9 protein-coding genes are annotated in these 13,152 nt (G+C 60.9%); 5 read left to right on the top strand and 4 right to left on the bottom strand.

What is annotated here, in order from left to right; translation table 11 throughout:
* Nucleotides 1-477 precede the first annotated feature (477 nt).
* Genes proS through AC1DJO_RS23575 form a run of 3 tightly spaced genes read left to right on the top strand, consistent with a single transcriptional unit; the run spans nt 478 to nt 3,820 of the window.
* Nucleotides 478-1,800, top strand: coding sequence for a proline--tRNA ligase (gene proS / locus AC1DJO_RS23565; protein WP_112389687.1), 1,323 nt, complete (start codon nt 478-480; stop codon nt 1,798-1,800).
* A 13-nt stretch (nt 1,801-1,813) separates the two neighbouring features.
* On the top strand, nt 1,814-3,121 hold the full coding sequence (locus tag AC1DJO_RS23570; protein ID WP_112389688.1) for a lipoprotein-releasing ABC transporter permease subunit: 1,308 nt from the start codon (nt 1,814-1,816) through the stop codon (nt 3,119-3,121).
* A 15-nt stretch (nt 3,122-3,136) separates the two neighbouring features.
* Nucleotides 3,137-3,820, top strand: a complete 684-nt coding sequence (locus AC1DJO_RS23575; RefSeq protein WP_477973168.1) for an ABC transporter ATP-binding protein — start codon at nt 3,137-3,139, stop codon at nt 3,818-3,820.
* Here AC1DJO_RS23575 and AC1DJO_RS23580 read toward each other — a convergent pair.
* On the bottom strand, nt 3,817-4,281 hold the full coding sequence (locus AC1DJO_RS23580) for a DUF5680 domain-containing protein (protein WP_477973170.1): 465 nt from the start codon (nt 4,279-4,281) through the stop codon (nt 3,817-3,819). The genes AC1DJO_RS23575 and AC1DJO_RS23580 overlap by 4 nt on opposite strands.
* Before the next feature lie 67 nt (nt 4,282-4,348).
* Nucleotides 4,349-4,924, bottom strand: coding sequence for a hypothetical protein (locus AC1DJO_RS23585; protein ID WP_477973172.1), 576 nt, complete (start codon nt 4,922-4,924; stop codon nt 4,349-4,351).
* A gap of 303 nt (nt 4,925-5,227) precedes the next feature.
* On the opposite strand from AC1DJO_RS23585, the gene dnaE reads away from it, so the two are divergent.
* Nucleotides 5,228-8,713: a DNA polymerase III subunit alpha gene (gene dnaE, locus AC1DJO_RS23590; protein WP_477973174.1), complete on the top strand. Its 3,486-nt coding sequence runs from the start codon at nt 5,228-5,230 to the stop codon at nt 8,711-8,713.
* On the opposite strand, the gene AC1DJO_RS23595 is transcribed toward dnaE, so the two are convergent.
* Nucleotides 8,710-9,948: a L,D-transpeptidase family protein gene (locus AC1DJO_RS23595; protein WP_477973176.1), complete on the bottom strand. Its 1,239-nt coding sequence runs from the start codon at nt 9,946-9,948 to the stop codon at nt 8,710-8,712. The genes dnaE and AC1DJO_RS23595 overlap by 4 nt on opposite strands.
* Nucleotides 9,949-10,121: 173 nt before the next feature.
* On the opposite strand from AC1DJO_RS23595, the gene AC1DJO_RS23600 reads away from it, so the two are divergent.
* Nucleotides 10,122-11,855 (top strand): GNAT family N-acetyltransferase, encoded by a 1,734-nt coding sequence (locus AC1DJO_RS23600; protein ID WP_477973178.1) that lies wholly within the window; start codon nt 10,122-10,124, stop codon nt 11,853-11,855.
* On the opposite strand, the gene AC1DJO_RS23605 is transcribed toward AC1DJO_RS23600, so the two are convergent.
* Complete coding sequence (locus tag AC1DJO_RS23605) at nt 11,852-13,147, bottom strand: DNA polymerase IV (protein WP_477973180.1); 1,296 nt, start codon at nt 13,145-13,147, stop codon at nt 11,852-11,854. The genes AC1DJO_RS23600 and AC1DJO_RS23605 overlap by 4 nt on opposite strands.
* Between the last annotated feature and the right edge of the window lie 5 nt (nt 13,148-13,152).

Genomic DNA, 13,152 nt, shown 5'->3' on the forward strand with positions numbered 1-13,152 from the left:
CGCAACGTCAATTCTCTGGTGTTCACGTGAGGGAAGGGGCTGAAAAACCAAAAAAAAACAAGGCTAAAAGCCTTGTTTTAAGTATCGCGTGATCCGTAACCGTTACCGGGGCTGCGACAAGCGCGCCTAAGATCTGATCCTCCCAAGACTTGACCGCGAGTTGGCAAGAATTTATCTCCTTGCCTGTTTTGTGAGCTGAAACTAGCTCAAAGAATGGGCTTTGTCACCAGCTTTTTTTGCATTTTTGCTACAGTCGGGTAAAAAATTCCTGTTGACAAGATTTTGATGCAAGCCCTTATAAACACGCGATTTTTTCTGCATTCGCGTTTTCCGGACGCTAACTTGCGTCTGCGGAAGGCTGCTTGCGTATCGCGCGGGTTTCTTTCCGGCTGCGAAGCAGATATGAACGCTGCCACTGTTAACGATTGCCGTCGATTCCGCGATTGATGTGGAATCCCAACTGCTCTGGAATCCGTCATGCGTCTGTCCCGCTACTTCCTGCCTATCCTGAAGGAAAACCCCAAGGAGGCGGAAATCGTCTCCCACCGGCTGATGCTGCGCGCCGGCATGATCCGCCAGCAGTCGCAGGGCATCTATTCCTGGCTGCCGCTCGGCAAGCGCGTCCTCGACAAGGTCAACAATATCATCCGCGAGGAGCAGAACCGCTCCGGCGCCATCGAACTATCGATGCCGACGCTGCAGTCTGCCGAGCTCTGGCAGGAAAGCGGCCGCTACGACGCCTATGGCAAGGAAATGCTGCGCATCAAGGACCGCCAGGACCGTCCGATGCTCTACGGCCCGACCAACGAAGAGATGGTCACCGACATCTTCCGGTCCTACGTCAAGTCCTACAAGGACCTGCCGCTGAACCTCTATCACATCCAGCTGAAGTTCCGCGACGAGATCCGTCCACGTTTCGGCACCATGCGCTCGCGCGAGTTCATGATGAAGGATGCCTATTCCTTCGACCTGACGCGCGAAGGCGCCGAGCACTCCTATAAGAAGATGTTCGCCGCCTATCTGCGCACCTTCGATCGTCTCGGCCTGCGTGCCATTCCGATGCGGGCCGATACCGGCCCGATCGGCGGCGATCTCAGCCACGAATTCATCATCCTGGCCGACACCGGAGAATCCGAAGTCTACAGCCACAAGGACTTCGTGAATTTCGACATCCCCTCTGTCGATACCGATTTCGACGACGTCGCCGGTCTGGATGCGATCTTCAAGAAATGGACGTCGGTCTACGCCGCCACCTCGGAAATGCATGACGAAGCCGCTTTCGACGCCATCCCCGAGAGCGACAGGCTCTCCGCGCGCGGCATCGAAGTCGGTCATATCTTCTATTTCGGCACGAAATATTCCGACCCGATGGGCGCCAAGGTGCAGGGACCCGACGGCAAGGAACACAATGTTCACATGGGTTCTTACGGCATCGGCCCGACACGCCTTGTTCCCGCCATCATCGAAGCATCGCATGATGAGAACGGAATCATCTGGCCGGCCTCCGTCGCGCCGTTCGATGCGATCGTGATCAACATGAAGGCCGGCGACGCCGCTTGCGACAGCGCCTGCGAAAAGATCTATGCCGCGCTCTCCAAGGCCGGCAAGGACGTCCTTTATGACGATACCGACGATCGCGCCGGAACGAAGTTCGCGACGGCAGACCTGATCGGTGTTCCGGTTCAGATCATTGCCGGCCCGCGTGCGGTCGCGAACGGCGAAGTCGAAGTCAAGGACCGCAAGACGGGCGCCCGCGAAACGATGACGATCGACGCGGCGATCAACAAGCTCTTGGGCTGATATCGGAGGCGAAATGGCAGACGCAGCAGTGGACCAGCGGGGTTCCAAATCCGGTTTCGGTTCGGCGAGTAAGCCATTTTCCACCTTCGAACGCATGGTCGCCTGGCGCTATCTGCGCGCCCGGCGCAAAGAAGCCTTCATTTCGGTGATCGCCGGCTTCTCCTTCGTCGGCATCATGCTCGGCGTCGCAACGCTGATCATCGTCATGGCGGTCATGAACGGTTTCCGCACCGAGCTGATCTCCCGCATCTTGGGCATCAATGGCCACATGATCGTCCAGCCGGTCGATGCGCCTTTCACCGATTATGCGGCACTGACGGAGAAATTCGCCGCTGTGCCCGGTATCCGCATGGCGCTGCCGCTGGTCGAGGGCCAGACGCTGGCGTCAGGCCAGGGGGGGGCGGGCAGCGGTGCGCTGGTGCGCGGTATTCGCTCAGAAGATCTGACCAAGCTGAAAACCGTCTCCGACAACATCAAGTCCGGCGATCTGGTCGGCTTCATGTCCGGGCAGGGCGTGTTGATCGGCTCCGGCATGGCCAACCAGTTGGGGCTGCAGGCCGGCGATACGATCACGCTGATTTCGCCGGAAGGCGATGTGACGCCGATGGGCGTCAATCCGCGCGTCAAGTCCTACACCATCTCAGGCATCTTCGAGATCGGCATGTCGGAATATGATTCCGCCATCATTTACATGCCGCTCGAGGAGGCGCAGCTCTATTTCAATTCGGAAGGGCTGGTGCAGTCGATCGAGCTCTTCGCCAATAATCCCGATGATATCGACAATCTGAGGCCGAAGGTGGAGGCTGCCGCTGGCCGCCAGATCGCCATCACCGACTGGCGCCAGCGCAACCAGACCTTCTTCTCCGCGCTACAGGTCGAGCGCAATGTCATGTTCATGATCCTGACGCTGATCGTTCTGGTCGCGGCGCTGAACATCATCTCCGGCCTGATCATGCTGGTGAAGGACAAGGGCAGCGATATCGCCATCCTGCGCACCATGGGCGCCAGCTCCGGTGCCATCATGCGCATCTTCTTCATGACCGGCGCCGCAATCGGCATCGTCGGTACGCTGGCAGGCGTTCTGCTCGGCGTCGTCGTCTGCATCAATATCGAGTCGATCCGCCAGTTCTTCTCCTGGATTACCGGCACCATTCTCTTCAATCCGCAGCTCTATTTCCTCAGCCAGCTCCCGGCACAGATGAGCGTCAGCGAGACCACGTCCGTCGTGATCATGGCGCTGACGCTGTCCTTCCTTGCGACCATCTTCCCGGCCTGGCGCGCCTCGCGCCTCGATCCGGTGCAAGCGCTACGCTACGAATAAGGAATGCTGAACTCCATGAAACGCAATGTCGTTCTCAAGCTTTCCGGCGTCGAGCGTCACTACGGGCAGGGCGATACGGTGCTCTCGATCTTGAAGGGCGCCGATTTCACGCTGCATAGCGGCGAAATCGTCGCGCTCGTTGCACCATCGGGCACCGGCAAATCGACGCTGCTGCATCTGGCGGGTCTGCTGGAGCATCCTGACGAGGGCGAGGTCAGCATCAACGGCCATGCCTGCAACGGGCTCTCCGATGACAAGCGCACCGCGATCCGCCGCAGCGAGATCGGCTTCGTCTATCAGTTCCATCACCTGCTGCCGGAATTCTCGGCGCAGGAAAACATCATGATGCCGCAGATGATCTCAGGCCTGGCGCGCAAGGAAGCTGCCGCGCGCGCCCAGCAGCTGCTCGATTACATGCGCATTGGCCATCGCGGTTCTCATCGCCCGGGCGAGCTCTCCGGCGGCGAGCAGCAGCGCGTGGCGATCGCCCGCGCAGTTGCCAACGCGCCGAGCCTGCTTCTCGCTGACGAGCCGACCGGCAATCTCGACCCGGAAACCGCCAACTACGTCTTCGACGCGCTGGAAGCGCTGGTTCGCCAGTCCGGTCTCGCTGCCCTGATCGCCACGCATAACCACGATCTTGCCGCGCGCATGGACCGCCGTGTGACGATCACCGACGGCAAGGTCGTCGAATTCTAAAGGCGGATCAGGCCGCCGCGATAATCGAGCTCGTAAGCGCGCCGTTCTTCGACGACAATCATCTCCATGCCGCGGAAATGCCCGCAATCGCCCTCGCTTCGGTCGATATAGAGGCCGAACTCGTGCTCATATTCCATGCCGCCGAGAAAGCGTTTTTCACCGCCATAAAGCGCCGAGAGCGCTGCCTTGATCACGGCCCCGGCGCGGCTACCGTCGATCAGCCGCGGCTCGATGATATGGCCGAAGTAGTTCATCGCCCAGACGGGCTCGCCGTTCAGCCAGACTGTCTCCTGGCCGGCGAAATCGGTGCCGCCGAAATAGCTGTCGAGATAGCGCCATTCGCCGCGTTCATAGCCGATATCCTGCGATCCCGGCCGGCAGGCAGCGATTTTTGCCCCGCCGCCGACATAGGTCTGCGATTTTGCCTCGACGATGAAGTCGTTCAAGAGAGTGAGATACATGCCGCGCCTCCTGCGATATGTCTCGCAGACGCCACGATATTTGTAAAGAACAAAAAGAGAACATATGTCAGTTGCCGCAGATCGACTGGCCGGTTTCGTCCTTCCAGTCGGTAATGGCGATAACGCGCGGCTCCGATGTCTGATCCTTGCCGGCTTTTTGCAATTTGCCCGTCAGTGCATTGTAGTCGCAGGTGCCGCCGGCATCCGGGTCGAGCGTGTCGTAATCGCTGTAGGTATAGCCGGCGACGACGAACTGGCCGTTGCGATAGGCGAGCGTCAGCGTCTGCTCCCAGCGGTCCCGGCCGATGGCGCTGTTCTGCGAATGGACGGCGATCGACGATTTTCCGGCGGCCTTGATCGACGGCTCCTGGCCGTAGATCCCGTCCACAGCCGTGCTGCCCCAGATCTTGCCAGGTGCGCTGGCCGCAAGCCGCAGCAGATCGTGGTCGTCGCGCAGATAGATGTAGATGCCGAGCTGATCGTCTTCGGCATCCGCTGCAGCCTCGGCAAGCAAAGCCAGATCGGGCTTCCCATCGCCGTTCCAATCGCCCACGGCCGCATCGACGATGCGGGCGGGGCCGGTGTCTGCGGCAATAGCGGCCTGGGCCGAAAGCAGGGCGGCGGCAAGGATTGTGAGGCGCATGTTTCTCTCCTGTTCCGCGTTAACCAAACAGAAAACAATTCTGTTGACAACGGAACAATAGCGGAACAAACTAAAAACATAACGAGTAAAGGAGAGCCAAATGACTGACATGATCCGTGACGTCGCAGCATTCACCTCCATCGCAATGTTTGTTGCCAGCTTCTCTCTGATCCTGATGGCGATGTAATTTTTCAGGGGACCGCATGGCTGCCATGCGGTTCCGGGCAGGGACTTCTTCTGGACATCTCCACGGCCAGGACCGACAATGGCACCGATTCATACGGGCGATTGAAGGGACGTGTCATGGCGGATGCAGAGGGCGGATTTATCGGCGGGACGCCGGGTTTCGTTCATCTGCGCGTACACTCGGCCTATTCGCTGCTCGAGGGTGCGCTGCCGCTGAAGAAGATCCTCTACAAGGCTTCGGGCGACAGCCAGCCGGCGATTGCCATCACCGATACCAACAATCTCTTCGTCGCCCTCGAGTTCGCCCAGAAGGCGATGGACGAGGGGCTGCAGCCGATCATCGGCTGCCAGATCTCCGTCGATATGGAAGACGGGCTGGAAGTTGAAAAACGCGGCGGCCAGCAGATGATGGGCAAACTGCCTGCGATCGTCGTGCTGGCGGCAACAGCTGCCGGTTACGAGCGTCTCGTCGATCTGGTGAGCCGCGCCTATCTCGGCGGCGAAGACAACCAGGCGGTCCACGTCCGCGCCTCCTGGCTCGAGGAGGCCGGAACCGAGGGTCTGATCGCGCTCACCGGTTCGCTTGGCGGCCCCATCGATATGGCACTGAAGCAGGGGCATATGGCGCCGGCGGTTTCGCGCCTGTTGCGTCTCAAGGCGTTGTTTGGCGACCGGCTCTATGTCGAGTTGCAGCGCCACGGCACCTACGACAAGCGCCACGAGCAGAAGATGATCGGCCTTGCCTACGAGCACGATCTCCCGCTGGTGGCGACCAACGAAGCCTTCTTCCCGGCGCGCGACGATTATGACGCGCATGACGCCCTGATGGCCGTGGCGCACAACGCCATCGTCTCCGACGACAGCCGCTTCCGACTGACTCCGGATCACTATCTGAAGAGCCGGACGGAGATGACCAAGCTGTTTGCCGATCTGCCGGAGGCGCTGGAAAGCACGCTGGAGATCGCCCGCCGCTGTTCCTTCGTGCTGCAGACCCGCAAGCCGATCCTGCCGCGCTTCACCGGTGCCAGCGACGACGCCGACGAGGCTGATCGTGCCGAATCCGGCGAACTGCGCCGCCAGGCCGTGGAGGGCCTCGATATGCGTCTGGCGACGCTCGGAATGTCGCCGGGCTACGAGGAAAAGGACTATCGCGACCGGCTCGAATTCGAGCTCAGTGTCATCGAGAAGATGAAGTTTCCCGGCTACTTCCTGATCGTTGCCGACTTCATCAAATGGGCCAAGCTGCAGGATATTCCGGTCGGCCCGGGCCGCGGTTCTGGTGCGGGCTCGCTGGTCGCCTACGCCCTGACGATTACCGACGTCGATCCGCTGCGCTTCTCGCTGCTGTTCGAACGCTTCCTCAATCCCGACCGCGTATCGATGCCCGACTTCGATATCGACTTCTGCCAGGATCGCCGCGAAGAGGTGATCCGCTACGTGCAGAAGAAATACGGCCGCGAGCAGGTGGCGCAGATCATCACCTTCGGTTCGCTGCAGGCGCGCGCCGCCCTTCGCGACGTCGGCCGCGTGCTCGAAATGCCCTATGGCCAGGTCGACAAGATCTGCAAGCTGGTGCCGAACAACCCGGCCAATCCGACGCCGCTGTCGAAGGCGATCGAAGAGGAGCCGAAGCTGCAGGAAGAGGCGGCCAAGGAACCCGTTGTCGCCCGTCTGCTCGACATTGCCCAGAAGATCGAAGGCCTTTACCGCCACGCCTCGACCCACGCCGCCGGTATCGTCATCGGCGACCGTCCGCTGTCGAAGCTGGTGCCGATGTATCGCGATCCGCGCTCCGACATGCCGGTCACCCAGTTCAACATGAAGTGGGTGGAACAGGCCGGTCTGGTGAAGTTCGACTTCCTCGGCCTGAAGACGCTGACCGTTCTGAAGGTCGCCGTCGATTTCGTCGCCAAGCGCGGCATCAAGGTCGATCTCGCCTCGATCCCGCTCGATGACAAGAAGACCTACGAGATGCTGTCACGCGGCGAAACGGTCGGCGTGTTCCAGGTGGAAAGTGCCGGCATGCGCAAGGCGCTGATCGGCATGAAACCCGACTGCATCGAGGACATCATCGCGCTGGTGGCGCTCTACCGCCCGGGCCCGATGGAAAACATCCCGACCTACAATGCCCGAAAGCATGGCGAGGAAGAGGTCGAGTCGATCCATCCGACCATCGACTACCTGCTGAAGGAAACCCAGGGCGTTATCGTCTACCAGGAGCAGGTCATGCAGATCGCTCAGGTGCTTTCCGGCTACTCGCTGGGAGAGGCCGATCTTCTGCGCCGCGCCATGGGTAAGAAGATCAAGGCCGAGATGGACCAGCAGCGCGAGCGCTTCGTCAGCGGTGCCGTCAAGAACGGCGTGTCGAAGCCGCAGGCCGACAATATCTTCGAATTGCTCGCCAAGTTCGCCAATTACGGCTTCAACAAGTCGCACGCCGCCGCTTACGCCATCGTCTCCTACCAGACGGCCTATATGAAGGCGCATTATCCGGTCGAGTTCCTCGCCGCCTCGATGACGCTCGATATGTCGAACACCGACAAGGTCAACGACTTCCGCCAGGATGCCAAGCGCCTCGGCATCGACGTCATCGCGCCCTCGGTCCAGACGTCGTTCCGGCATTTCGAAACCGGCGAGGAGCGTATCTTTTACGCGCTGGCGGCGCTCAAGGGCGTCGGCGAAAACGCCGTCGAACACATCGTCTCGGTGCGCGGCGACAAGCCCTTTGCCAGCATCGAGGATTTCTGCCTGCGCATCGATCCGCGTCAGGTGAACCGCCGCGTGCTGGAAAGCCTGATTTATGCCGGCGCTTTCGATTGCTTCAATCTCGACCGGGCGCAGCTCTCGGCAGGTCTCGACCGCGTGCTCGGATATGCGCAGCGTGCCCAGGAAAACAAGCTGAGCGGCCAGTCCGATATCTTCGGTGGCGCGCTGTCATCGGGCCCGGAAAAGATCGCCCTGCCGCCCTATTCGCCCTGGCTTGCTTCCGAGCGGCTGCTGAAGGAATTCCAGGTTCTCGGTTTCTATCTGACGGCACATCCGCTCGACAGCTACAACAGCCTGCTGGACAAGATGCGCGTGCAGACTTTTGCGGATTTCTCGGCAGCCGTCAGGCAGGGGGCGGCCAATGGCCGTTTGGCCGGTACGGTGATCTCCAAGCAGGAGCGCAAGACGCGCACCGGCAACAAGATGGGCATCATCGTCTTCTCGGATTCGTCTGGCCAATACGAAGCCGTGCTGTTTTCCGAGATGCTGAACCAGTATCGCGATATACTGGAATCCGGAAAATCCTTCGTCATTACCGCCATCGGCGAAGAGCGCCCCGAGGGTATCGGACTGCGGATCCAGACCATCCAGTCGCTGGAAGAAAAGTCGCTGCAGATGCAGAAGACGCTGCGCGTCTATGTCCGCGATTCCGGCCCCCTGAAGGCGGTTGCCGCCCACCTGAATGCCAAGGGCGAGGGGCTGGTGTCCTTCATCGTAATCAAGGAGGATGGCAAGCGCGAGGTCGAGGTGGCGCTGCAGCAGAAATACCGCATCACGCCGGAGATCGCCGCGGCGCTGCGCGCAGCACCCGGCATTGTCGATGTCGAGCTCGTCTAGCGCGTTACGGTGATGAAGTCGGTTCCGGCGCCGGTCTCCGGGCCGAGGCCGGTATCGGAAATCGTCATCGTCGAACCGGCGGCCAGCATCATGTCCACCTTGCGCCTGGTGTCGTCGGGGATCTGGATCCGCGACAGCGCGTTGGCGATCGGGCTGCCCATGATGATCGAGCCTTCCTGCGTCTTGATGCCGAGGCGCTTCATCGTCTGTGACGGCAGGTTGTTATCAAGCGTCAAGCCCAGCCAGTCGGCCGTGCCGTTTTCCTGATCCACGTTGTGCAGCGTGAAGAAATGCGTTCCGAGCGCCAGTTGCGGGTTCTCGATGGTAACGGGAGCCTCGAAGACAGGCTTGAAATCCTGGCGGATCATCAGCACGCCATTCGGCGGCTCGCCTTTGCCTACCGCAGCGTAAACTTCCCTTAGGAGAGTATCGCTGGTCAGCGTTCGGTCGCCCTTGAACACAGTGGGGCGCAAGGCCTTGAAAGCATTGATCGCCTGCACCGTCGATGGGCCGAGCAAACCATCCGGATTGCCGGCATTGAAGCCCAGCTGATTGAGGAAGGTCTGGATGTCGATGATCGATTCCCGCTGGGCGCGGCGGGTGATCAGGATGCGGATCGGCTCAAGGTTTTCAGCAGGCGCTGCCGTTGGCGGGATCAGCGATGCAGACACCGTGTTCATCGCCAGTTGAACCGGCTCGCCGTCGGTGCTGCCGATGGATGGGCGCAGCTGGACGTCGGAGAGCAGCAATGCCGGTTCCGGCGCATTCGGGCGGAACAGCGACGGGTGGTCGATCGGTTCAGGCACGACGGCAGCATTGCTGATGATAACAGGAACGCTGAGATCCGTCATCTTGTAGAGCTCTTTGGCGAAGGCGGCGGGCATGCGCACGCAGCCATGCGAGGCCGGATAGCGCGGCACCGAATTCGACTCGTGCAGGGCTATGCCGGACCATGTCAGCCGCTGCATCCACGGCATTGGTGCTGCCGAATAGAGATTGGACTCGTGATATTTCTTCTTCTCGAGCACCGAGAAGATGCCGCTCGGCGTCGTGTGGCCGGGCTTGCCGGTCGAGACTTTCGAGGTCGCCACGACCTCGGTGCCGTCATAGACCGCAAGCGACTGCTTGTCCTTGGAGACGATGATTTGCAGCGTCCTGGCATCCGCTGCCAGAGCAGGGTTCACCAGTGCGGTTGCCGACAGCAAGCCGAGGCCGAAAACAAAACGCGAGAACATGTTACCCAACCAATACGCAATACTCGAGGGGAACAATATTCAACGAAGTTTAAGGAAGGCTTGATCGCGAGCCTCCGGGGCGGCCGTCACGCACTCGTGATCAAGTGGCCGCTTATTGTAGTGGGCACGAATGTATGCAAATCTCGACGCCGTGGCGGTTGAGGAGCCCGGCTATGCACGTCGATATTGTGTCTGCGTTCGACGAACTCGAGAAATTGCAGGGCGACTGGGAGGCGGTCTATGACGCCGATCCGGAATCGAACTATTTCATGTCCTGGAACTGGATGCGGCGCTATTTGCAAACGCGCGCCAACTGGCATGTCCTGGCGGCAAAGCGCACGGAAACGGACGAGCATTGCATCGCATTCCTGCCGCTGCAGATCCGCCTGGATTTCGAGCCGGGGAAGGGTTTCTTCAATGCCATCCATATGGCCGGCATGCCCTTCTCCGTTTACAGCGGCATTCTTTCCCGCCCCGAATGTTCCGACGAGGCGATGGCGGCTTTCGCAGCCTGTCTGCAGACTTTCAACTGGCGCCGGTTCAATCTCGATGAGATCTATCTGTCGGACCAGCGTCTTTCCACACTGATCGGCAGTTTCCCGCGCCAGGAATTCGTGCCGGCAAAGGTCGTCCGGGCTGACCATATCACCGATGCCGGCGAAAGCATCGATCACGACGCCTATGTGTATATTCCGCTGGCGGATGACTTCGAGACATTCCTCAGTACCCGCCTCAGCGCCAAGGCGCGCCGCAACGCCCGGGTCGCCCTGCGCGATTTGGCGAGCGGAAAGCATGGGCTGCACGTCACCCATACGACCGCCGAGACATTCGAGCAGAATCTCGAGACCTTCTATGCGATGTGGAATGCGCAATGGGGTGTGCGTCAGCCGGATTATGCCGCCGGGATCATTGCCGGTTGCCGCAGGATGTTGCCCGGTTCGCTTGATGACGGATCGCTTCTGGTGCCTGTGCTTTGGGAAGGAGACAGGCCTGTCGCCATGCAGGTCCTCTATCTCGATCACAAGAAGAACACGATGATCTGCTTCATCGGCAGCCGGGATAGCAACGCGGCCTCTCATAGCCCGGGATTCACGCTGCATTGTTATTGCCTGCGCTGGGCAATCGAGAACGGCTACCGGAACTACGATTTCGGTACCGGAGATTTTGCCTACAAGTTCACTTTCGGCGGCGAACAGCAGCTGGTGGAGCGTCGCAGGGTGATGACGGTCTCCGAGCGCAATATCGGCGATCGTCTCGACCCGCGCTCGCTGGAGGCGGCCTGTTACCGCGCCGCGCAGATGGCGGCGAAAGGCGATATCGAAAATGCCGATCTCTGCTGCCGCCAGATCCTCGCCACCGATCCTTCTCATTCCCAGGCGCTGGCGCTGGCTGAAAGCCTCGAAGCGGCACGGCGCCGGCCTGCTGCGGATATCGAGCTGGAGGCGCTGATGCGCACCGCGATCACAGATCACCGTCAGGGCGCCCTGGCGCGCGCCGAATCCGGCTATCGCCGCATCATCGAAGCGGTGCCCGGGCACTTTGCCGCCCTGCATCAGCTGGCGCTCGTGCTGTTGCAGCAGGGCCGCCTCGATGCCGCAAAGTCGTCGATCCTTGAGGCGCTGGCCGCCGGGCCTGGCAATGCGGCGGCCCATTGCACCTGTGGCAACATTCTTGCCGCTCTGTCCGAGGATGCTGCGGCGATCGCCAGCTATGAGCGCGCCATCGCCCTTTCGCCGTCCTATGCCGCGGCCTTCAACAATCGCGGCAATGTTCTGCGCCGGATGGGCCGGTTGGAGGATGCGGCGGAAAGCTATTCGCGAGCCCTCGAACTGGCGCCCGATCACGCACAGGCGGCGCTGAACAAGGCGGCCGTGCTGGCGCAGATCAACGCGATGGCCGTCGCCTAGCGGTCGCGCTTGCCGCTGCCGAACGTGTAACCTGTCTCGACGGTGTTCTTACCGAACTTTTCGCGCAGCTTGTCCATCGCCGCTTCGGCAGCCGCGCGGCGGCTCGATTGCTCGTCGATCAGATCGGGCGGATCGGCGCGGCCGGGATCGCAAAGATCGGTGACGCCGATGCCGAGCAGCCGAAACTTAGTGCCGTCGGTCTCCCGTTCAAGCAGCTCAACGCCGGTGCGGAATATCCGGTCGGCAAGCTGCGTCGGGTCTTCCAGCCGCCTGTTGCGCGTCCGTAGCTTGAAATCCGCAGTCTTCATCTTCAGCACGACGGTATGGCCGGCGATGTCATCCTTCTTCAGCCGCCAGGACACCTTCTCGGAGAGATTCCGCAGGATCGGCACGAGATCCTCGTGGCGGGAAATGTCTTCGAAGAAGGTGGTTTCCGACGAGACGCTTTTCGCTGCCTCGTTGAGATGCACTTCGCGATCGTCGATGCCGCGCGAGAGCCGGGCGAGGCGCTGACCCATGCTGCCATAGCGGCGCATCAGGTCCGTCTCTTCCATCTGCTGCAGCTGACCGATCGTCCGGATGCCATCGGATTCGAGCGTGGCCGCGAATGCCTTGCCGACGCCCCAGATGGTCGTCACCGGGCGCGGCGCCAGGAACTCGACGGCCTCTTCACGCCCGATGACCGAAAAGCCGCGGGGCTTTTGCAGGTCGGAAGCAACCTTGGCGAGGAACTTGCAGTAGGAAAGCCCGACCGACACGCTGATGCCGATCTCCTTCTCCACCCGCCGTACGAATTTCGCCAGCGTCCGGGCAGGGGGATCGTTGTGCAGGCGCTCGGTGCCGCCGAGTTCCAGGAAGGCTTCGTCGATCGATAACGGCTGCACCAGCGGCGTCAACTCCTGCATCATCGACCTGACCTCGCGGCCGACCCTGACATATTTCTCCATGTCGGGCCGGATGACGATCGCCTGCGGGCAGGCTTCCAGTGCCTTGAACATCGGCATGGCGGAGCGCACGCCATGAATGCGGGCGATATAGCAGGCGGTGGAAACCACGCCGCGCTTGCCGCCTCCGATGATCACCGGCTTGTCGGCGAGTTCGGGATTGTCACGCTTTTCGACCGCCGCATAAAAGGCGTCGCAGTCGATATGCGCCAGCGTCAGGCCATAGAGCTCCTTGTGCCGGACAAGCCGCGGGCTTCCGCAGCTGACGCAACGGCGCGTCTCCGCCTTCTGCTCGGCAAGGCAGTCGCGACAGAAGCCGGGTGTCTTGTCAGGTGCAGCCAAAGTCATCACGG

It is taken from the genome of Rhizobium sp. 05N430, assembly GCF_056396985.1.